This is a genomic window from Bacteroides sp. AF34-31BH, from assembly GCF_003602795.1.
Taxonomy (GTDB): Bacteria; Bacteroidota; Bacteroidia; order Bacteroidales; family Bacteroidaceae; genus Bacteroides; species Bacteroides uniformis.
In genome coordinates this window covers 235,609-258,827 of sequence record NZ_QTLV01000005.1, presented here as the reverse complement: position 1 = coordinate 258,827, position 23,219 = coordinate 235,609, and the positions used below count along the sequence as shown (strand labels likewise).

Genomic DNA, 23,219 nt, shown 5'->3' with positions numbered 1-23,219 from the left:
CCGTACTGAAGAGATTCGAAAACTACCTCAGGCAGAGGAACTGCAGTTGGAACACCGTATCCACCTACATCAAGACGGTACGCTCGGTGTATCATCGGGCGGTGGACAGAAAGTACATACGGTATGTACCCAGACTGTTCGAGCATGTATATACCGGCACACGGGCGGACAGGAAGAAGGCGCTCGAGGCATCCGACATCAGCAGCCTGGTAAGGGAGACGGAAAGGAGCCTGCAAGGAGGGACGCTCCCAAACACACAGCAGAGAACAAGGATTTTCTTCGTACTCATGTTCATGCTCAGGGGCATACCTTTCGTGGATCTGGCATACCTGCACAAAAGGGACCTGCAGGGAAATATACTATCGTACAGACGACGGAAGACGGGACGGGCGCTGACCGTGTCACTCACACCCGAAGCCATGCAAATGGTCAGGATGGTGGCGAACAGGAATCCCGATTCCCCCTATCTGTTTCCCATTCTGCAGAGCGAGGAAGGTACGGAAGCGGCATACCGGGAATACCAGTCGGCACTCAGGGGATTCAACCAGCGGCTGGCAGTACTCAGGCAGTGCCTGGGAATGCAGTCGGCACTCAGCACCTATGCAGCCAGACACACCTGGGCTACAATGGCTTACCATTGCGAGATACATCCCGGAATCATATCGGAAGCCATGGGGCACTCCTCCATCACGGTGACGGAAACCTATCTGAAGCCTTTCAGCAACAGAAAGATTGACGAGGCCAACCAGAGGGGAATTTCTTTTGTAAGAAGCGGAGCGTGTACAGTATAAAAGACGTTACTTCTTTTGATAGGATAGAATAGATTTGTTGCGCATTTTCCGGAGTCTTCAAAATGAGTTTTGAGGAACGGAATGGTGTTGCCTTTACGGAGCTTCCATCGGTTCTGTCAATATGCTGTTATTCAACCTTTTGAACTAAAAAATACATACTTTCATTTTTTGAAAGCCTCATTTCATCCCTTTCCCACTGTCACTTTTCTGGACTTCCAATCCTCTTTCCAATATCCTAACGGGCTGATTTTTACTATTCCAGACAAACCTTACCTATTTTCTCCTTATTCCCTGATTATTAATGGAATTAACAAGATTTCATTACCTGCGAAGTAACGGAATACTTAGTAACAAAAGAAGTATGCGAAAGGGATTCAAAATGAGAGATTATTCACTTTTTTATTTTTTAAATTTATAAATTTAAAGTTTTCAATTATGAACAAGAAGTTTCTAAGTGTGATCCTGTTCAGTGCCTTAATGGTGGGTACTGCAGGAACTTTCACGTCTTGTAAGGACTATGATGACGACATCGAGAACTTACAAGGACAGATTACCTCTAACAAAGATGCTATTGCTGCTTTAGAGAGCCAAATCAAAAGCGGTGAATGGGTGTCCAGCGTGACATCTACAACCAATGGTATTGTTGTTACTTTGGGTAATGGAACCAGCTACACTATCACTAATGGTGAAAAAGGTGAAGCAGGTAAAGACGGTGTGACTCCGAAAATTGCAGTGAACAATGACAAAATCCAAGTAAGCTATGACAATGGCACTACTTGGACTGATCTTATTTCACTGGAAGACTTGAAGGGTGAAGCAGGTGACGCTGCTGCAACTCCGACTTTCTCTGTAGGAGAAGACGGCCATATCTACGTACAATATGGTGAAGACGGTGAAAAGACGGATTTGGGCGTTTCTACCGGTGGTATCTACTATGTAGAAGATGGCGTGAAGCTGACTATCCACATCCCGAACAAAGATGGCGAGTACGAAGACATCGTATTGCCGAGAGCTGCTTCCATCTCCAGTATCAAGGCTGTAACAGTAAGTTCAGCTGCTGTATTGTCGGAAGGTGCCGACATCGAGTTGACTTATGGTAAGGCTGCTGACAATGGTAAGTATTTTGATGGAACTGCTTTCAAGAAAGGCGACATCCTGCTTCCTTCTAAAGAAGCAAAGAATGTAATCAGCGCCCAGGTTAATCCGACCATTGCCGATGCTACGGTCTATAATTTCTACTTGGCCAACTCTAAAGGAAGCTCCATCTTCACTTTGTCTGAAGCAACTCCCAATATGACAGAAGAGCCTTTGACAAGAGTTGCTACAGCCAATAAGGGTATCTATGATATGGGTATTACTTTTGTAAGTGGTGTGACTGAAGCACAAATTAAGGCTGCTAAGGGTGCTTACGCTATCGCTACAAAAGATGCTTATGACAATGAAGTGTTGTCTAGTTATGATGTAACGGTTGATGTGAAAGCAGCAACAACTACCACTCTTGATGTAACTGCAACTACACAAGAAGTTGAAATCAACAAAGAACTCGACTTGAATGACTGTGTAGATATGAAAAATGTAATCGATGTGCAATATTATTTTGCAACAAACCAGACAGCTGCTGTTGATGCTGCTAAGGCTACGATTACAGGTACTAAGATTAAAGGTGAAGTTGCAAATAAGACTGTCGTTGTAAGTGTTAAATATCTGACTTACGACGGTGAGGTTAAAGACGCAACTAAAACTATCACTGTTAAGTTCATCAATCCTGCTACAGAAAATGCCTTTACTCAAACATTGGTATTGAATGCAGACGCTTCTAAGAATGTATTGACATTCGATGTAACCAGCTTGATTGGTAATACTACATCAAGTGCTCCTAGCTTCTTCACCAACATCGGTAATGCTAAGTTTACTGCTGCTGCTAAGGACAAGAACAGCAATACAGACAAAGCTAAGGGAGATGATGCTGTAGGTATCACTGCACCGGTTGCTGTTGCTACTGCAGATGCTTCTACTACTCCGAACGGTTACTACAAGCATACGCTGACTTACAGAGTGAATAATGCTACAGTTATTCCTGGAACTTACGAAGCAGAATTGACTTATGGTTCAAGTCCGGTTAACACCGTTAAGCTGACTTTGATTGTAGAAGAAAATGTAGCTTCTTATGACTTCAAGCCGTTGGATCTGTACTTCACCGGTACTAATGCTACTGCTTATGGTACTCCTGCTAATAGCAAAATTACTTATAACTTGAAGGGTCTGTTCGGTATCACAACTTGGGATAACATCGCATTTACTGAAACTGTTCCTGAAAACTATAAGGATGCAGACGGTATTCAATGGACTGCTAATGCTTGGTTGGCTGATGCTACATCGGGAGGCATCACAGTAGATAAGGTTGCTACGAAGAATGAAGCTGCTAAGACTGGTAACTTCGGTGGTGCATACGAAGCCCGTTCTCTGAAAGCTACTTACACTCCGTATGCTAACAAGAACTTGACTGCCACTGCATACGACTTCACTCTGACAATCAAATCTTCTGTATTCGAAGGTTCACTGAATTATGTGAAGAAGGTTAAGAATGAATACGTTACAGGCGACAATAAGACTATCAATGTAGCAGCAGCGAATGCAAAAGCAACTCTGAAAGCAGAAGAAATCCGTGGTATTACTAAGACCAATGTTATATACTTCGGTAACTCTCACTTGACTGATGCTTATGTAGCAAGCGTCTCTGTTGCTTTGGAAGGTGATGCTGCTAAACAATATCTGGATTTGGCAGGTGACTTTACAAATGATGATGTCACTATCACTCCGAAAGCTAACGTAACTATCCCAGGTGATGGTAAGACAGTTACTTGCTACGTTCGTGTAAGTGTTGTTGACGAATGGGGTAAGACCAAGACTGTTGACGTACCTGTGGTACTGCAATAATTCAAGAATAAGCAATTCTCTATCGAGAGAACCTTATAATTAAAACTAAAGAATCCCCGGCTTATGGAAGTCGGGGATTTTTTTGGGTATCTGAAAGATAGGTAGGATTTATTTACGCCACGTCCAGATTCTGGCACTCCAGGTAGTAGTATGGGGTTCATATTCAACCCTATAAAAACAAAAGGGGAATGGGTACTCACCATCAAAGACGGCAGACAACCCAGCCGCGAATCCGCAACCCACTCCATGACAATGCACCTGCACCTATCGAGGTCATTGTAGAAAAGTTAATCCAACGGCATAAAAAAGAGGTCCGGAAGGCGTGCATTAAAAAGTTCCGAAGTACTTAAAGAAAAGACTACAGGAATGAAGAGAAAAGCTGGCAAGTATTAAATAAAAAGATTGTCCCAAGGTTGCGGATGCCCGTCCCAAGGCTTGGGATAGACGTCCGCAACCTTGGGACATATATCCGCAAGCTGCGAAGAAAGTTCTATAACAAACTGTTTCTTTAGAAAAGATACGCCGCAGACACCTGCCAAGTCTTATTCTTGGCACCGATGGCATCACCCGCATTCTTCCACGTAAATGAGTCGCCCATCGGGAGCTGATAGGTCACGCCAACCTGGAGATGCTTCAGCAGCTTCACACCGGCACCCAAATTAAGTGCCACTTGAGCCTTCTTGCGGTCTACGTAATCCTTCTTCTTGAAGTCGAAGAAGAAATCGGGACCGGCAGCTATATAAATACCCAACAAGCTACCCAAGCCAATGGTATATTTCAGATTTACGGGTACTTCCAGTCCTGTTTGCTTCACCTCGTCCTTGCCGCGCTGAGAGAACAGCAAAGCACCATCAACACCCAAGCCTACAATGGGAATGGTAAACTCAGCCATCGGACCAATAAAGAAACCGGTAGAATTATCCTTGTTTCCCTTATATCCGCCATCCCAATCTATTTTCGTCATATTCACACCACCCTTAACACCCCACTTCAATAGTTGGGCCTGGGCAGGCATAGCCATAAACATACAGCATACAGCTATCACGAAAGCACTAAAAATCTTTTTCATAATCAATTGTGTTTAATATTACGGGACAAATATATGCAAATTCTTCCTAAAGAAACAACGTATGTTAGCATTTGTTCATTTACGAGAACAATGAATCACAAAACGCATTACCTTTGCAACCTGAATCAAAGAAAGATACCACACAGATAAAATAAAAAGCTATGATAAAAATCAGAAAGACGCAACCCACAGACATTGCAATCCTTATGGACATCTTTGAACAAGCGAAGCACATCATGCGGAAAGACGGAAATATGCTGCAGTGGAGAGGCAACTACCCTTCCAGGGAAATCGTCATAGCAGACATCGAACAAGGAAACAGCTATGTGTGCACCGACGATACCGAAGAAATTATCGGAACCTTCGCCTTTATCCGTGGAAACGACCCCACATATACGCATATCTATGAAGGAAAATGGGTGGAAGATACGCTTCCTTACGGCGTCATTCACCGGCTGGCAAGTACAGAACACAGCAAAGGAGTGGCCAATGCCTGCCTGCAATGGTGCTACGAACAAATACCCAACCTACGTGCAGATACCCACCGGGACAATCATATCCTGCAATACATACTGAAGAAGCACGGATTCAAATATTGCGGCATCATCCTTCTGGCCAATGGAGACGAACGGCTGGCATTCCAAAAAGTAGAAGGATAGACAAGGAAACCACGAATCTTTCATTTAAAGGAGTTATCAGCCGACAAGTCGGCTTAGGAGTTAAAGCCAATACTCGTGCGTATGTATTCACAGAAGTATCGGCTTTAACTTCTTCAACTCCTGACGGAGCGGAGCGAAGTGATAACTCCTCCAATTCCTTTAAATGAAAGAACCGGGCAAGAAAACTCAAATAATCATAACCCTTCAAACATTATCTGCCATATAATTGTATATATAGCAGGTTTCCACAATGTTGTGGAAAACAAAAACAAGATAACATATGAAGGATTATAAACGTATGACAGTCGGCGAAATCGTAGCCGACAACTTCAACAATGCCGGGATATTTGATAAATATGGCATTGATTTCTGCTGCCATGGTTCCGCACTGCTTCCCGAAGCCAGTAAAACTGCCGGAGCCGATATGGAGAAGGTGATAGAAGAAATAGAGCATCTGGCTCCGACAACCTCCGAAAATATTGATTTCAAGAGTTGGCCTCTGGACTTATTGGTGGACTATATTCTCAAAATCCACCACCGTAATATCCGTACACAAGGTCCCGAGATTGAAGAACTGCTGGATAAAATATGTCGCGTACACGGTGAAAAACATCCGTCACTCTACAATGTGCAGGCTCTCTTTCATGATTCCCTCTCCGACCTCAATGCCCATCTCGACAAAGAGGAACTGGTACTGTTTCCCTACATCTATGAGATGGTAAAGGCTAAGCTGGAAAATACTCCCCTGCCCGAATTCCACTGTGGAAGCATCGAAGCTCCCATATCCGTCATGATGGCAGAACATGACATTGAAGGAGAACGCTATCGCCACATAGAGCATCTGACCAACGGCTATACAGCTCCAGAAGATGCCTGCAACAGTTACCGCCTCGTACTCCAACAGCTTAAAGCATTTGAAGAGGCCTTGCACCAGCACATCCATCTGGAAAATAATATCGTTTTCCCACGCTCCATCAAAATGGAAGCAAAATTAAGAGAACAGCCATGACACAAATCAGAATCAAACGGGTATATGAAGAACCCGATGCAACAGACGGCTACCGTGTATTGGTGGACCGGCTGTGGCCTCGCGGCATAAAAAAGGAACATCTGAAATACGATGTCTGGGAAAAGGATATTACCCCTTCACCTGAATTAAGAAAATGGTTTCACGAAGACCAAGCGGAACACTGGGAGGGGTTTGCAGCCATGTATCGCAAGGAACTGGAAAATTCGGAAGCCGCCCTTAGGTTCATTGACACCATAAAACACCACCATACCATAACCTTACTATATGCTTCCAAAGCACCGATATACAACCATGCACGCATCCTGCAACGGTTTCTGCAGGAGCACTTAGACTAATTACTCACAATCTTTACAGTAAAAGCAAAGATGAACTGTAACTCTGGAAAGGCTGTTCAACGAATTGGTGCTACAAGGACACAAACTTCTTTTTCAAGTCGTCCACTCCCATTCCCGTAAAATAATCCTCGATAAAGTCCCAGCGCTGTTCATCCGTCAGCTTATCTGTTCCGAAGAAGAAAGAGAACAAGTCAATCTGCTCCTGGAATATCTGCTCGTTGGTATCCAGAATCAGATTGCGATAATCATCGCCAAGCGCAAGTTCCTGCAGAGTTTCGGGGTCATTGAAACGGACAAATACGCAAGGCGTACCGCCACCCTCCACACTGAACGAAAGGCAGTCGAGCATAGAAAGCAGATTAAGCAGCATATTCAAGTCCGAAAAAGGAGTGCAATAAAACAGCAGGCGGTCTCCCTTACTGCCCACTATACGTTGGCTGAACAGTTTCTGATAGCGCGACAAAAGCAAATCAAAGCCTTTGGTCACCGTAAAAGAGAGTTCATTGGAATCTTTCTTTTTCACACTGCTGATATAACTCACACTGCGACCTTCCTCCGTGCGGCTCTCCAGCAGGGAACCGATAAAGCGTTTGGCAGAACGCACGTCCATGCCATGCTCGGCAAAGACAGCCCGCAGTTCTTCTTCATCAAAACGTCCTTTCGACTTTATCAATGCCGTTTTCAGCATCGTTGTCAGGCTCTTGAACAAGGCATCCATCCGCTCACGGATGACAGTGGCATCTTCCTTCAACAGCACCTCATGCTTGCCTACGGATACGGCACGGGCACCTTCCCGCAACGTTCCATTATTCAGCTTCTGTTTGAACTCCTTGTAGCCAAGCTCCGGGAAACGCTCTTCCCAAAGCGCTTCCAGACGTACGACGTAAACCCCGTCCTCCCCTTCTACCTTTGTCAGATAGCTATGGAATTCACGGGCAAAGACATCACCCGTCTTGTCCTGGACATATCCTTCGGTCAACAGATTCTTGGGGCTGATTTCAAGCAGATGCCTTCCATAACGCTGCATCAAATCGTCTTCCAGCCAAAGCAAGGCAGTCTTGATGAGCTGTCCCAACTCTGCTTCATACTCCAGCTTGTTCTTTGTACGCGGCAGTTTCACCACAAACTCGAAATCGGACAAAGACACCATGATTTCCGGTTTTTCCCCTTTCATGCGGTACACTTCCATGAGCTTTCTCAGAATAAGCACCAGCTGTTCCTGGGCAATGTTCCCCGTCTGATGCAGACGCTTCATATAATAGAAGTCCCGTTCATGGTAGTCGGTAGCGGCAATGCCATGTATCTCCGTATCACGCGCGGCACGCCCTATCTCCTGAATATAGTCGACAAACGTACTGGATGGCGCCACATGGTATACACGGTCTATATCACTGATGTCCACTCCCATACCAAAGGCTTTCGTAGCCACAATCAGTTTCTTGGTCCCTTCCTTGAACTCCTGCACAATGGCAGCTTTCTGTTCCTTTTCCTTCTTGCCATAATAGGAAGCCACCAGACGCCAGTCTGCCGGCTTCACCCACGTCTTCAGGCGCATGTCGATGCCACCCGCAAAAGGATAATAGAGCAATGTCTTGTGTCCGTCCAGGAAGTCCTCGACCCGCGCAGCCACCACGCGCTGCTTTGCCTTGTCGTATGTCTCCCCGTCCTCCATCTCCATCTGACGGATGTCAAAGCCAATATTCCGGCGCTTCACCGTACCTACATAAAGCACACAAGGCTCCATCTGCAAGGAACGGATAGTCTCGAATATCATGTCATTGCCCCCTTTGGGATTCCAGACAGCCGTAGCGGTCAATGCAAACAACGGGAAATTATAGCCGAGAGTCTGTTTCAAAGCAGTCAGGTAGCGCCCCAAGAACCAATAGTCCACACGGAACTCCTTGCCCCATGTCGTTACCGTATGCGCCTCATCGACCACCACCAGACCGATGCGGCGCTCGCCTACAAAATGCTTGATGTCGTAAGAGAGAAGCAATTCCGGCGAGAGATAGAACAAATCAATCTCCCCCTCACGCACCTGCCGGTAAACCTCCATCTTCTGTTCCGGCGATAAATCGGACGAGGCGTATGCCACACGCGCATACCCCAGTTCCTGCAGACTTTCCACCTGGTCTACAATCAACGCCTTCAAAGGGGAAACCACAATGGTAAGCAGATTATACTCCTTCCCCAAATAGATGGCAGGAAGCTGGAACAACAAGGATTTTCCGGAGCCGGTAGGGGCAGTCAACAATATATTGTCTACCTGCGTTTCACTTTTCCAAGCCTTTTCAGCCTCCAGTATAACGTTCTCTATCAGCTGTCCCTGCGAAATGCAGAGTTTCTCTTTTCCCTTGGACAAGTCATCGTAAATCTCAAGATTACGAAACTGTTCGTAGCCGTAAGTCTCCTTTAAAATCGTGTTTATGGTTTCGCGGCAGTTTTCAGGCAGATGCCTTTCCTTCAAATCCGGTAACCGGCGTGTCGTTGCTTCTTGTACATTCATTATTATTGTAGTGTGGGGGTATTAAAAAGAAAAGAAGTAATTCTTCAACCATAGTTATCGGTTTTGGAATTACTTCTCCCTATGTTTCAAAATATTACCAGACATACCGGTAAGTTTTTTCTTTTAAAGCGTATCAATATTCCTCCTCGTTGAAGAAAAAGTCCTCTTTGCTGGGATAATCGGGCCAAATATCTTCTATGCTTTCATAAATCTCGCCTTCATCTTCCATTTCCTGCAGATTCTCAATCACTTCAAGCGGAGCACCCGAACGCATGGCATAATCTATCAATTCATCCTTAGTTGCCGGCCAAGGAGCATCTTCCAACTTAGATGCTAATTCCAATGTCCAATACATAGTCTCTAGTATTAAAATTGTGAATATTAAGTCCTATTTCTATTTTTCGGCAAAAGTATAACAATTTATTTCACTTGCAACTATTATTCCAAAATATTTCACCTTTTTTGTCGTCTTGATTCATTTTACGGGAAAGAACGAACAAATAATCAGACAAGCGGTTCACGTAAGCCAGTAATTCCGAAGCGATTTCCACTTGTTCGGCCAGAGCAAGAATCCGACGCTCTGCACGACGGCAAACCGTACGGCAAACGTGGCAGACTGCCGCACCGCGACTTCCGCCGGGAAGAATAAAGGCTGAAAGAGGAGGCAAAAGAGTATCCAAACGGTCTATCTCCCGCTCCACCATTTCCACCTGCTCCGAGCTGATGATACTGGCTTCTTTCAGCTCCATTTTCTCCCGGTCTGTGGCCAGATGAGAGCCTACGGCAAAAAGTCTGTCTTGCACTTGCTGCAGAAAATCTTTATCCTTTCCGTCAAGCAGGTACGTGATGAGAAGACCCAGATTGGAATTCAGCTCATCCACCGTACCGTATGCCTCAAGGCGGATATGCGTTTTAGGTACACGGGTTCCGCCTACAAGAGAGGTGGTTCCTTTATCTCCGGTTTTGGTGTATATCTTCATAAGGAATTAATGTTTAGGGGTTAGGGATTAATGTTTAGCAGCCAGTAAGTGGAGCTAAGCACTAATCACTAACCGCTAATCACTATTGAAACGCCTAAAGATAATCAAAAGTTGACAATATAGTCTTGTTTTATCTTTGTTTTATCGAAGAATATGATACCAAGGTCATAAAGGTCGAACGTAATACCCGCCCGCCCGTCCTGCTTCATACGTTTCCAGAGGGCAGACATCTGCGGAGTGTAACGGATACCCTCAATCACAAAAACAGACTTTCCCCTGGTACGGGCAGAACAGATGCGGAAGACCTCCTCTACAAAATCGGGATGACGATAATCGTGCAAATAAAGGAAATCAACGGGAACGCCACTCTCCAGAAAGAGCTCGGAAAGGTCGGAAGCCGAAGTATAATCTGCTCCCTCCTTCCCCGCTTTCAGATAGAGGGCAGAAGCGGCAAGCGTACCGGCATCTACAATGGTCTCCGGCTGGGTATAGTTTACCAGACGGAACAGAAGGCGTTTTACTTTCTTCGATTCGTACTTCCAACGTTTATCTTTCTCCAGCTCCAGTTGCTTCTGTGCCTTGGCCAGCTCTTCATATTTATAATAAGCCGTACTTTCGTAAATTACATGCGTAATCAGGTTAAAGGCAAAAGGAGAATGTACACCGTAGCCGCAACGGTGCCGGAAACGGTACAGCCAGATAAAAGGCCGTTTTAGAGTAAGCAAAATACGATTCATTATTTTAATGCGCTAATGTACCTTCGAAAGTCACCCCTTCACCCGAAGAATAATTCTCCGTAACAGTCAGGAGTACCTTGTTATCCTCAAAGCAGAGCGTAAGCCCAAGAGCGCTTATCCAGTTGACATAATGTACTTTCAGTTGCAAAGCATCAGGTGACGCCCACGCATAACTGCCTGCCACCTGGAAAGGGCCTTCTATACCCTTAAAACGCCCCTTTGCAGCAACCGAATACGGAGGATAGCCATCAATTGCCGCTTTCGACCATTGCTTATAGCCAAACGGAAGACTGTATGTCTTTCCGTCTTTCTCCACCACAGTCATCACTACTTCTTGCTGCTTGAATTGCAGTTCGATGGATTGCCATCCGTATTTGTTCTCTCCGAGCAGGATGCGCTTGCCTGCGTATTTCTGTGAAAGGGAGGAAGCAGCCTTTCCTTGCACTAACGGCAGTTGATAAGAACGCTGTTTCTTCTGCAGGCGCTTGTAGTCCTTACCGGGCGCTAATACCTGGTCACCGACCTCCGGCAACAAGCGGTTCCAGACCAGACGACGCTGCCGACGACCGTCTATCAATGTACATTCGGTAATGACCACTACCATATTCTTATCCGGAACAATCAGAATGTATTGTCCCAAAGCCCCGTCAGCACGTACAGCACCCGGATATTCGCAAAGCCACATCTGATAGCCATAATCTCCTATCTGTCTGGTCATCATCTGCTCCACCCAGGAAGCCGGAAGCAACTGCTTGCCTTCCCAAACACCCCGGTTCAGCAGCAACAATCCGAATTTTGCCAACGACTCGCTCTGGATATGCAGTCCCCAGCCACCGGTATTGATGCCTTCGGGGCTTATCTCCCACGCAACGTCCGTGATATGCATCGGGATGAAAAGCTTCTGCTTCAGATAATCCAGCAAGGTCATGCCCGTCACCTTCTGCACAATGGCAGAAAGCATATAGGTACTAATCGAATCATATTCAAACTTCTTGCCCGGAGTTTTCACCGGTTTGGCAAGGAAGGTACGTATCCAGTCGGAAGTGAGGTTGCGCATATTCCAGTCGGGAGTGATACCCGACGTCATGGTAAGCAGGTCACGGACAGTCATGTCTGCCAGATTAGCGGAAACCGAATCAGGAAGAAGTTCCGGGAAGAAAGCGGCGACGCGGTCTGTCAAACGCAAGCGGTTGTCTGCAATGGCAAGTCCTACGGCAGCCCCGACAAAGGTTTTGGAGCAGGAATACATGGTATGGCGATATTCCGGCGCGAACGGAGCCGGATAGATTTCTCCGATGACCTTGCCGTGACGCACCACCACCACGCTGTGGATATCTGTTTTCGGCAATGCCATCAGTGAATCAAACAAGGCAGTGACAGCCTTGGAAGGGACTCCTTCTGCCTCGGGTGTGGAACGTGGCAACTCATTGATTTGTGCATGAACTGCCAACGCTCCCAGCAAGCCGAGAAACAAGAAGAAAAAACGTACTCTATTTTTCATAATTATCTAAGATATTTGTTCTACATGCACTGCAAATGTACAGCATTCGGACGCGAAAGACAAATAACTTGATAATTTTGTCGGAGGGGAACGTTCCTATAAGAAATGTATGGTCACCGCCTCTCCCTTGTTCAAATCCAACGGAAATGCCGGTTCTTTGTAAGTATGCGTACGTCCTCCTATCTTCACTTGGGCACGGACGGCGCCTGTGGGCATCTTTAGGATGAATTTACCCGGAACAAGAGCGGTAACAACAGCCCTCGTTGCCCGTCCATCCTTCCAGTCCAGGTCTATGGAAGCACCGCCGCGTACGCGCATTCCACGGAAGTTGCCGGCAGTCCAGCTATCCGGCAGGGCAGGAAGCAGATGGATAAAGCCCTCATGACTTTGCAACAGCATTTCGCCGACTCCCGCCGCGCCACCGTAGTTGCCATCAATCTGGAAAGGCGGATGCGAACAGAACAAATTAGGAAAAGTGCCGCTACCATGACCTCCCGTCGCAGCATCAACAGCAGGATGCAGCAAACTCTTGAAGAGTTTCCAAGCACGGTTTCCGTCGCCCAAACGAGCCCAGAAGTTTATCTTCCAAGCACGGCTCCAGCCGGTACCCTCATCTCCACGACGGTTCAAGGTCATCCGGCAGGCTTCGGCAAGCTCGGGGGTGGACTCCGGCGAAATCAGGTTTCCCGGATGCAGGCCGTAGAGATGGGAAACGTGGCGGTGGTGCACATCCACTTCCTTATAATCTTCCAGCCATTCCTGCAAGTATCCTTCCTTACTGATTTGCATGGGTGGGAATCTCTTCAGGTCCACCTCAAGCTTCGCCACATAATCCGCATCACAATCCAGCAGGCGAGCGGCGGCGATGACATTAGTATAAAGCTCGGTGAGCAGTTGCACATCCATAGTGGGACCCATACAAATGCTGACGGGAGTCACGCTGTCACCCGGCACATAGAAACTGTTTTCCGGAGAAGAAGTGGGGGCAGTTACCAGCCAGCCATGCGAAAGCTCCTGCATGGTGGTGGAACTAAAGAACCGGGCGGCACCTTTCAAGACTGGATAGATACGGCGCAGATAATCCTTGTCCTGCGTATACAGATAGTGTTCCCACAAATGGGCACACAACCAAGCGCCACCGGTATTGGTAGCTCCCCAGGAGGGGTGTTCGCCGGGAGCGGTATAATTCCATACGTTGGTCATCATGTGGAGCACCCAGCCATCTGCCTCATCGCCATAGAAGGTACGCGCACTTGCCTCTCCCGAAGGGATAAGGCGCTCCATCAGCGTCGTCAGCGGCTGATAGAGTTCGGAGAGGCCGGCTTGCTCCAAGGGCCAGTGGTTCATCTGGATATTGATGTTCGTATGATAGTCCCCGTTCCAGGGAGTCGATACTCCATTTGCCCAGAGTCCTTGCAGATTGGGCGGCAAGCTGCCGGGACGGGTACTGCTGATGAGCAGATAGCGTCCGTAGTTATAGTACAGAGCAGCCAATGCCGGCGACTCCTGCTGTGTGAAGCGGAGGATGCGCTCGTTCGTCGGGAGCGTATCATCCGGCGTGGCAGGAAGCGTCAAGGAAACACGGTCGTAGAGGAAACGGTGGGCAGTGACATGGCTGGAGAATGAAGAATGGAGAATGGAACATGGAGAATTAGCGGGGGCGGTGAAAGGACGGAGCAAGCTGTCGCAGACTTCCGCATAGCGTTCGCCCGGGAAGTCGGTACCGGCAGCGGCATAGGAGGTAGCGGCAGAAAGTATCAGCCAGGCTTCCTGCCCGTTCTTCAAGCGGATACCGTTTTCCGGGCTGACAGACGATTCACCACCGTTCTGTACGAGTTGCATGGCTACACAGTATTTCATACCGTCCAAACCGGGTTTACCGCTTTCCAACATGCCGTCCATCAAAAGGGTGTTCCCTTGGACAGTCACCGAGCTATGTTCCGCACGGCTCAAACGGGCAGAGAAATTCAAAGCTCCTTCACGTCCGGCAACCAGATGAATCAGCATGACATCACGGTCACGGGAAACAAAATACTCACGGCGATAATCGACATCTTCCAGCCTGAAAGCCGTATATGCCACCGCATCGCGCAAGTTGAGCCAACGGCGATAGTTGTTTAATGGAGAGTTGAGAATGGATAATGAAGAATTGTAGGTAAAATCTATATCCAAATCGCCCAATACCTGATAGGTTCCATATCTCCCGTCAGTCTCCTGCTTCTTCGGAACAAAACTGCTGTACATCAGCTCCTGTGCCTCTCGGTTCTTTCCCTCAAACAACAGTTGCCGGATGGCAGGCAGACTCTTCGAAGCATCCGGATTGCTATAATCCGCCTCCATTCCGCTCCATAATGAAATTTCATTCAGCACAATGTGCTCACGGAGAATGCCTCCGTCGGGCATCATGCCCAAGCGTCCGTTACCCAAAGGAAGAGTCTCCTCCCAGATAGCGGCGGGCGATGTATAGTATAGCTGATGATTACAACTGTCGGCAGGCGCATCGGCTGCACGAAGCAGCAACGAGGCTGCAAGCAGAAATAGAGTGGCAAGTGTCTTCATATTGTTTTTTGATTCTGATTTCAGGCTACAAACTTACCGCATACATTTTGCAGCATTACTGCATACACTTTGCAGCATTGCTGCATACCTTTTGCAGTGACGCTGCAAAGCAATTGCAGTAGCGCTGCAAAAGGTATGCAGTACCACTGCAAAATAGTTGCACTGATTTTGCAGTGGTTACGCACTGATTATAAGATTATTGCATTTCGAACGGAACTACACCACGGACGTCGGCAGACGAAGCGCAAACGTATGCCTTGAACTTGCCCGGTTCGTACTTCCAGGCTGCGGAAGCCTCATCGTAGAACTTCAAATCATCCGGAGTAAGGGTGAAAGTCACGTTCTTCTCCTCTCCCGGCGCCAAAGCGACCTTTGCAAAATGCTTCAACTCCTTTACAGGACGAAGCACACTGCATTTATCATCGCCTATATAAAGCTGTACAATCTCTTTTCCGGCCACGCTACCCGTATTCTTCACGGCAACCGTCAGCGTCAGCGTACCGTCGGCAGCCATGACCTTGGCAGAAGCCACCGGCTTGCCATATGTAAAGGTAGTATAGCTCAAGCCATGACCGAAGGGGAAGAGCGCCGGAATCTTCTTGGTGTCATGCCAACGATAACCCACCAGAATGTCTTCCTTGTACTCCTGCTTGATGCTGTCACCCGGATAACTCAGTTCATCGAAAGCATGTGCACCGCAATCCTTCAACCGGGCAGGGAAAGAGAAGGGCAACTTGCCGCTCGGATTCACCGCACCACTCAGGATGTCAGCCAGAGACTTGCCGCCCATGGAGCCTAAATACCAGCCTTGCACAATGGCAGGAACCTGGGATACCCACGGCATTTCCACCGCATTACCACTGAGAAGCACCAGAACCAGGTTCTTGTTTACTCCCAGCAAAGCTTCAATCAGTTCATCCTGCCCGAAAGGCAAGCCGTATTCCAGACGATCGCCGCCTTCACAATCCTGGAAGTGGTTCTTGTTCAATCCGCCTACCAGTACCACCAAGTCTGCCTTTTTCGCCATTTCCACGGCTTCTGCACGGAGTGAGTCTACCACATTCTGCGGAATTTCATCTGCACGGCCGTACATCGGACGACCGGCGGCATAGCCTTTCGCATAGGCTACCTTATCACCATAAACGGCACGCAAGCCATCCAGCGGAGATACCATATCCTTCACTTTCAGTTCGGAAGAGCCTCCTCCCTGATTCAGCAAGCGTACGGCATTATCGCCCACCACCAGGATATTCTGATACTTGGCTGCATCAATCGGCAGCAACGGGGCACCTTTCTTTATCACCGGAGCATTCTTCAACAGCACAATGCCCTCATTGCCTATCTCGCGGGCAGCGGCATAATGCTCTTCCGTAGCTACCGAACCATAGGGTTTCTGACGGTTCATCGCCGTACGGAATATCAAGCGAAGAATGCGGGAAGCCTTGTCATCTATTGTAGACATCGGCACTTTGCCATCTTTCAACATCTGGAGGTAAGGGTTGGCAAGGTAATAATCGTTATAGGTAAATACACTCTCGGACGTCAGACCGTTGGTGTAAGAACCCATTTCAATATCCAGACCGTTGACGGCAGCTTCATAGGTGTCGTGGGCACCGCCCCAGTCGGTAATGACACAGCCGTCGAACTTCCAGTCATCTTTCAGAATCTTGTTCAGTGTGAAATCGTTATGGCAGGCGTGCTGGCCGCGAATCTTATTGTAAGCGCCCATAATGCTCCAGGCACCTCCTTCTTCTACCGCAGCCTTGAATGCAGGCAGATAGATTTCATGCAAAGCACGGTCGCTAAGATTCACATCAATATGTCCGCGCCACAGTTCCTGGTTGTTCAGCGCATAGTGCTTGACACAAGCTGCCACTCCGTTCTTCTGCAACTCCTGGATGTAAGGTACGCACATCACACTGGCCAGATAAGGGTCCTCGCCCATATATTCAAAATTACGCCCGTTCATCGGAGTGCGGTAGATGTTGACGCCGGGGCCCAGCAACACATCCTTTTCACGATAGCGCGCTTCCTCACCGATGGCCTTGCCATACTTGGCAGACATGTCCGGATTCCAGGTAGCGGCCAGACAAGTCAAGGCCGGGAAAGCGGTAATGCTGTCATTGGTCCAGTTGGCATATCCCCAGTCATTCCAGTTGATTTCGGCACGGACACCGTGAGGGCCGTCGCTCATCCAAAGCTCGGGAATGCCGAGCCGCGGAACACCTGCACTGCTGAATTTACTCTGCGCATGGCAAAGGGCTACCTTCTCTTCCAGTGTCATCCGGCTGAGAGCATCCTTTACACGTGCTTCAATAGGTTGTGCATCGTCCATATAGACCGGTGTCTGTGCAGACACGGTACTGATGGAGCATGCAAGAAATAAGGTTGCTAAAAATTTATTCTTCATGTCTTAATTGGTTAATATGCTAATGTGCCAATTAGCACATCAAATTATCATTTAACTTTAATCGCCGTCGTCGCCTTCTCCAGTCCATCAGCCGTAGCCGTCACCTTGACACCACCCGGTTCACCGTTGTTCTGCAGTACCACCAGGCACTTTCCGTAGAAAGCCTTGCGGTGGTTGTCCTTGAACTTCTCCATAGAGATGGGGCTTCCGTTATCCACTCCAGCAATGAAGCCGGCACCTTCTACGGCAAAGGTCACATCGTTTTCGGCATTCGGACACAAATTTCCATCTTTGTCCAGAATCTCAACCGTAATGAAACTCAAGTCTTTGCCATCTGCCTGAATGGTACTGCGGTCGGGGCTGAGACGAATCTGCGCAGGTTCGCCCGCTGTCCGGATTTCCTGCTCGGCCACAGTCTTTCCTTCCTTGCGGGAAACAGCCTTTACCGTACCCGGCTCATACTTCACGCGCCACATGACGTGGAAATCGTCTTTTCCCTTGCTGCGCACACCCTGCGACTTTCCATTCACGAAAAGCTCCACTTCGTCGGCATTGTTATAATATGCCCACAAATCTATGTCTTGTCCCTCCGTCCAATTCCAATGCGGGAAAAGATGCAACACCGCCTTATCCGGACGCCACTCGGACTGATACATGTAGTAGACATCCTTCGGGAAACCGGCCAAGTCGATAATGCCAAAGTAAGAGCTGCGTGCCGGCCAACCGTAAGGAGTAGGCTCACCGATATAATCGAAGCCCGTCCAGACGTATTGTCCACTGATAAAGTCGTTGTTCTTCACATGACGCATAGTACCTTCGTGACGGTTGCCCCAAGGAACATGACAGTTGTCGTAGGAGGAGCAAGAGAACGAGGCATCATAGAAAGGCTTGTCCCAACGTTCGGGCCAGATGAACATCGAATCACTCGGCATCCGGTAGTAACCGCGTGTCATCAGGCCGGAAACACTTTCCGTTACGATGAACGGCTTACCGGGGAAGTTCTCGGGAACACCTGCAAACCAGTCGTCATGGTAATTGAAGCCGATAATATCAAGCGCACCGGAACGGAACAAATGATTGTTCGGGTTCGGCTCGTTGCAGCCTGCCGTCACGGGGCGCGTGGCATCGAGCTTTCTCACCATATCTGCCAGTTTCTTTGTCAGCAGTGAGTTGACGGACATTTCTCCGTCCTTTGCCAGCATATCCGCACTGTGACCGAAGTTCAAGACCAGATTGGCCTCTTCCAGACTCAAGGTGTCGGCTTTGGCATCCGTCCACTGCTCCAGCACTTCGTTGCCGATGCTCCACATGAAGATGGAAGGATGATTGCGGTCACGCACGATAAGGTCAGTCAAATCGCGTTCATGCCATTCGTTGAAATAGCGTGAATAGTCGTGGCGGGTCTTTTTCTTGCGCCACATGTCGAAAGTCTCGTCCATCACGATGAAGCCCATACGGTCGCAAAGGTCGAGCAGCTCCGGTGCAGGAGGGTTATGGGAACAACGGATTCCGTTGCAACCCATTTCTTTCAGAATCTCCAACTGGCGCTCGATGGCGCGCGTATTCACCGCAGCTCCCAGGCAACCCAGGTCATGATGCATGCAGACACCGTTTATCTTCACTTGTTCACCATTCAGGATAAATCCTTTTTGTGCATCGAAGCGGAAAGTACGGATGCCGGTAGGAGTATAATAACGGTCGAGTACCTCGCCGGTCTCTTTATTCTTGAGGATGCTTTCTACCTTATACATATAAGGTGCATCAATACTCCAGAGATTAGGATTCTTCAATTCTATTTCCTGCTCCATTTCTGCCGGAGCGACAGGCATCAGCTGAGCTTCCGACACAGCCTCACCCACCACATGACCGTCGGCATCCACTAACCGGGATTGCAGGACGACATCAATCAGAGGAATAATTTCCGAATCGAACACAACATATGTACCGTCGGCCTGCTGCACGGAATCTTCCGTCTGCGTCTCTACATCGTACTGTAAACTGGTACGTATCTTCAACCGGGCACTGTTCTTCGACACTTCTTCTGCCGTCACGTAGGTACCCCACTGTGCCACATGCACCGGATTCAGTTTCGTCAACCACACATTACGGTAGATACCGCAACCGGAATACCAACGTGAATTGGGTTGTTCGGCATTGTCCACTCTTACAGCAATCACATTCTTCTCCCCCCATTTGATATAAGGAGTCAAATCATAACTAAACGAGATGTATCCATAGGGGCGTGTTCCCAGTTCATGCCCATTAATATAAACGGTGGAGTTCATATAGACACCATCGAAATCTATGCGATAGCGCTTGCCCTCATCGACCTTATCGGCAATAAAAGTCTTACGATACCAACCTATACCACCAGGCAGAGCACCTCCCCCTGTTCCTGACGGATTGTCCCGACTGAACTCTCCTTCAACAGCCCAATCGTGGGGCAAGTTCAGTTTCCGCCAGTCTGCGTCATTATAATCCAGACGGGCTGCCGCCGTATCATCTCCCAAGCGAAAGGCCCAGTCGGCAGTAAAATCCAAGCTACGGTCATCGCCAGCTACCTCTTTAGGAGCATTGCAACCGGCCAATAGGGACAGCCCGATGGCCAAAGACAATATGATTTTATTCATGGTAATAAATATCTAAAAGATTATCGAGTGCCTACTCCTCTCTCACAGCTATTCAGAAGTGGGGAAGTGCCCGGCACCGAGGAACGACGAGATCGGTACCGGGAAGACTTCTCTCCCTGGCACCGTCGTCTATCATTCTGATTATAATTTTACGGTTTGTGCTTTTCCGTCATACTTCACCGTTGTACCTTTAGCCTTTAAGTCGAACGGTTGCGGCCGGTCTTTGCTTACCTTCACTACATTGAAAGTACGTTCCTTCAGCATACCAGGGAAGTCACCCGTACGGTCGCCGATAACCAGTGTACCCTCAGCATCGTTATAGGCAAACGGTATAGTGGCATATTGTCCCTTCTCATAATTATAGTTCACACCTTCATCCTCATAGAGCGTAAATGCGCCGTCCTTACCCGTATAAACATAGAGGGTGATTTCCGAAGCCGGTTTTTCATCACTGTATTGCATGTCCGGACCATAAGGTACAATGGCACCTTCGCATACGTAGAGCGGAATACGTTCATAAGGAGCATCTACTGTCAACTTCTGGCCGCCATCCACATACTTGCCGGAGTAGAAGTCATACCAACCACAGCTTGCCGGGAAATAAACCTCGCGGCTGCGTGCGCCATATTCGTAAACCGGAGCCACCATCAAGGCAGAACCGAACATGAACTGGTCACCTATATTGTTGACGTTTGCATCAGCTGTGAAGTCCATTACGAGCGGACGCATGATGGTATAATCATTGAAATAAGTCATACCTGCCAAAGAATAGATATACGGCATCATGTTGTAACGCAGCTTCGTATAATAAACGATGGAGTTGTAGCACGGATGTCCTGCCGGAGCGATATTCCAAACCTCACGGTACGGATACTGGCCGTGTGCACGGAACAACGGGCAGAAAGCACCGAACTGATACCAACGGGTATTCAACTCTCTCCATTCCTTGTAATCAGCATTTTCACGTCCAGTCTTGTTGAATTCCATCTGACCAGCCACATAACGGTTCTCTACACAGAATCCGCCGATGTCCATGGTCCAATAAGGGATACCGCTGACAGCAAAGTTCAAGCCGGCAGAGATTTGCGCTTTCATATCTTCCCAACGGGTAGCGATGTCACCACTCCAGGTGGCAGTAGAATAGCGTTGCAACCCTGCAAAGCCGGAACGTGTCAACAAGAAGACGCGCTTGTCCGGTTCCACGCCGCGCTGTCCGTCATAGATAGCTTCAGCATTCATCAGTGCGTATGCATTGAAGAACTTGGCAGAGGGGCCAAGTGCCGTCGGGCCGCAAAGGTCCTTGCGGTATTGCAAATCCGTACAGTCGCGTATGTTCGGTTCGCTGGCATCCATCCACCAAGCGTCAACACCCAGAGGATAGTAGTGGTCTTGCATCTGCTTCCAGAAGAGCTTGCGTGCATCGGCATCGTATGCGTCATAGAAAGAGCCCAGATAGCCGGGGCCTACCCAGTCTTTGATGCTGTCTTTGATAGCCTGCTGATACATCCAGCCTTTTTCGTCAAATTCCTTGAAGTGTTCGGTCGTAGCATAGAACTTGGGCCATACGGAAATCATCAGACGTCCGTTCATGGCGTGGATGGAGTCGACCATTCCTTTCGGGTCGGGGAAACGTTCGGGGTCGAACTCATGGCTTCCCCAAGAATCCTGCTTCCAGTGCAGCCAGTCGATTACGATATTGTCGATAGGAATCTGACGTTCACGGAATTCCTTCAAGGTGGAGAGAACCTCCTCACGCGTATTGTACTTCTCACGGCTCTGCCAGTAACCCATCGCCCATTTCGGCATAATCTGGGATTTACCTGTCAATGTACGGTAGCCGCTAATCACATCGTCCATATCATCACCATAAACGAAATAGTAGTCTATTTCATTCTGCATTTCACCCCACCAGGAGAGTTTGTTCTGTTCTTCATCAGCCACCGGACTCAATACCCGCAGACCGCAGTAAGAAACACCGGCATCAGGCTTCCACTCTATCTTCAACGGAACGCGCTTGCCCGCTTCCAGATTGACAGCAAACTTATAACTGTTAGGATTCCAAGCCGTACGCCAACGTTCGGGAACCACCAACTCATTATCAATATATACTTTCATGTAGCCTGCATAGTAAAGGATGAAACGGAATAAGCCGCTTTCTGCCGGTTCTATTTCTCCCTCATAAACTACATCAGACCCTCCGAACGGGAAACCCGCAGGCAAATTAATCACCTTACTCAGATGTGCGGCACGGTCCAGATGTTCAAAATAAAGAGAATCCTCACGACGTACAAGGGTTTCCACATCTTTCTTGCCCGGAATATATGTACCGGTCAAAGCACCTTCCTTGCCCTCTTTATCATAAAGTTTGAAGACATCACCCAGTTGTGAGTAGTCACGCGGGTCACCGAAACGGCAGAGCGAATAGCTGTCCCAAAGCACACCGTAGTTTTTATTAGACACGATGAAGGGTACAGACACCTTTGTATTGTACTGGAACAGTTCCTCATTCTTACCTTTATAGTTGAACTCATCCGCCTGGTGCTGGCCCAAGCCATAGAAAGCCTCATCATTGCCTGCCGACTGGAATACCTGACGTACTGTATATCCTTTCGTACCTTCCACTTCCACCGGAGTAAAGGTCCGCCCGTCAGAGTCTTCAGCCAGAATCTGCTTGCCGTCGGCATCCGTGAAGCGTACCTCACCCGTTGTCTTGGACACAATGGCACATAATTCCGATGTCTTGACAGTCACTTCATCGCCCTGCTCTTCGACCTTAAAGTCGGTCTTATTCTGTTGAGGGATCACAATGAGACTCTGCTCCTTTGAGAATTCCTTCTCAGGAGTAGCCGATACATGAATGAGCTTCTCGCCCATTACTTCTAATCTTACTTTACGCACATCCGTCGGTTGCTGCTGCTTGACTTCCACAACAACACCGTTCTCGGTCTTTTGGAATCCGCCTCCGGAACATGCGGCGAGCATCCATCCGGCAAGCAAATAAACTGAAGTGTTTTTCAATTTCATATTACTGTTTTTAAAGTGAATTTTCTCTGATGTAAAAATAGAAAATTTCCT

At 48.1% G+C, this 23,219-nt stretch carries 15 protein-coding genes; 5 read left to right on the top strand and 10 right to left on the bottom strand.

Translation table 11 applies throughout. The annotated features are described in order from the left end of the window. Nucleotides 1-791 (top strand): tyrosine-type recombinase/integrase (locus tag DWZ67_RS10575; protein ID WP_243635151.1); only part of this gene is annotated, 791 nt, incomplete at its 5' end. Nucleotides 792-1,226: 435 nt separating this feature from the next. Further along, a complete protein-coding gene (locus DWZ67_RS10565; protein WP_120138801.1) occupies nucleotides 1,227-3,728 on the top strand; it encodes a PL29 family lyase N-terminal domain-containing protein in 2,502 nt (833 codons plus the stop codon). A gap of 508 nt (nucleotides 3,729-4,236) precedes the next feature. Here DWZ67_RS10565 and DWZ67_RS10560 read toward each other — a convergent pair. Continuing rightward, entirely contained in the window at nucleotides 4,237-4,797 is a 561-nt protein-coding gene (locus DWZ67_RS10560) for a porin family protein (protein ID WP_008661942.1), read from the bottom strand. A 161-nt stretch (nucleotides 4,798-4,958) separates the two neighbouring features. On the opposite strand from DWZ67_RS10560, the gene DWZ67_RS10555 reads away from it, so the two are divergent. The 3 genes from DWZ67_RS10555 (at nucleotide 4,959) to DWZ67_RS10545 (ending at nucleotide 6,821) form a co-directional block, all read left to right on the top strand. Next, nucleotides 4,959-5,456, top strand: coding sequence for a hypothetical protein (locus DWZ67_RS10555; RefSeq protein WP_008661945.1), 498 nt, complete (start codon nucleotides 4,959-4,961; stop codon nucleotides 5,454-5,456). Between the two features lie 280 nt (nucleotides 5,457-5,736). Continuing rightward, complete coding sequence (ric, locus tag DWZ67_RS10550; protein WP_005824443.1) at nucleotides 5,737-6,465, top strand: iron-sulfur cluster repair di-iron protein; 729 nt, start codon at nucleotides 5,737-5,739, stop codon at nucleotides 6,463-6,465. Beyond that, a complete protein-coding gene (locus tag DWZ67_RS10545) occupies nucleotides 6,462-6,821 on the top strand; it encodes a DUF488 domain-containing protein (RefSeq protein WP_005824440.1) in 360 nt (119 codons plus the stop codon). The genes ric and DWZ67_RS10545 overlap by 4 nt, the downstream gene beginning before the upstream one ends. Before the next feature lie 70 nt (nucleotides 6,822-6,891). On the opposite strand, the gene DWZ67_RS10540 is transcribed toward DWZ67_RS10545, so the two are convergent. From DWZ67_RS10540 to DWZ67_RS10500, 9 genes are all read right to left on the bottom strand, one after another. Beyond that, nucleotides 6,892-9,327: a DEAD/DEAH box helicase gene (locus tag DWZ67_RS10540; RefSeq protein WP_120138799.1), complete on the bottom strand. Its 2,436-nt coding sequence runs from the start codon at nucleotides 9,325-9,327 to the stop codon at nucleotides 6,892-6,894. Between the two features lie 133 nt (nucleotides 9,328-9,460). Continuing rightward, nucleotides 9,461-9,682, bottom strand: a complete 222-nt coding sequence (locus tag DWZ67_RS10535) for a DUF2795 domain-containing protein (protein WP_002558131.1) — start codon at nucleotides 9,680-9,682, stop codon at nucleotides 9,461-9,463. Nucleotides 9,683-9,752: 70 nt separating this feature from the next. Continuing rightward, nucleotides 9,753-10,307 (bottom strand): cob(I)yrinic acid a,c-diamide adenosyltransferase, encoded by a 555-nt coding sequence (locus tag DWZ67_RS10530; protein WP_005824436.1) that lies wholly within the window; start codon nucleotides 10,305-10,307, stop codon nucleotides 9,753-9,755. Between the two features lie 104 nt (nucleotides 10,308-10,411). Then, a complete protein-coding gene (locus DWZ67_RS10525) occupies nucleotides 10,412-11,044 on the bottom strand; it encodes a hypothetical protein (protein ID WP_009037347.1) in 633 nt (210 codons plus the stop codon). 4 nt (nucleotides 11,045-11,048) lie between these two features. Then, nucleotides 11,049-12,545: a 3-succinylated cholic acid synthase gene (gene bas-suc / locus DWZ67_RS10520; protein ID WP_087332898.1), complete on the bottom strand. Its 1,497-nt coding sequence runs from the start codon at nucleotides 12,543-12,545 to the stop codon at nucleotides 11,049-11,051. Between the two features lie 96 nt (nucleotides 12,546-12,641). After that, entirely contained in the window at nucleotides 12,642-15,104 is a 2,463-nt protein-coding gene (locus tag DWZ67_RS10515) for a glycosyl hydrolase family 95 catalytic domain-containing protein (protein WP_120138797.1), read from the bottom strand. Between the two features lie 196 nt (nucleotides 15,105-15,300). Further along, nucleotides 15,301-17,514: a glycoside hydrolase family 3 C-terminal domain-containing protein gene (locus DWZ67_RS10510; protein ID WP_005824426.1), complete on the bottom strand. Its 2,214-nt coding sequence runs from the start codon at nucleotides 17,512-17,514 to the stop codon at nucleotides 15,301-15,303. A 47-nt stretch (nucleotides 17,515-17,561) separates the two neighbouring features. Then, nucleotides 17,562-20,144, bottom strand: coding sequence for a glycoside hydrolase family 2 TIM barrel-domain containing protein (locus DWZ67_RS10505; protein WP_035457489.1), 2,583 nt, complete (start codon nucleotides 20,142-20,144; stop codon nucleotides 17,562-17,564). Nucleotides 20,145-20,285: 141 nt separating this feature from the next. Continuing rightward, entirely contained in the window at nucleotides 20,286-23,168 is a 2,883-nt protein-coding gene (locus DWZ67_RS10500; RefSeq protein WP_120138795.1) for a TIM-barrel domain-containing protein, read from the bottom strand. Between the last annotated feature and the right edge of the window lie 51 nt (nucleotides 23,169-23,219).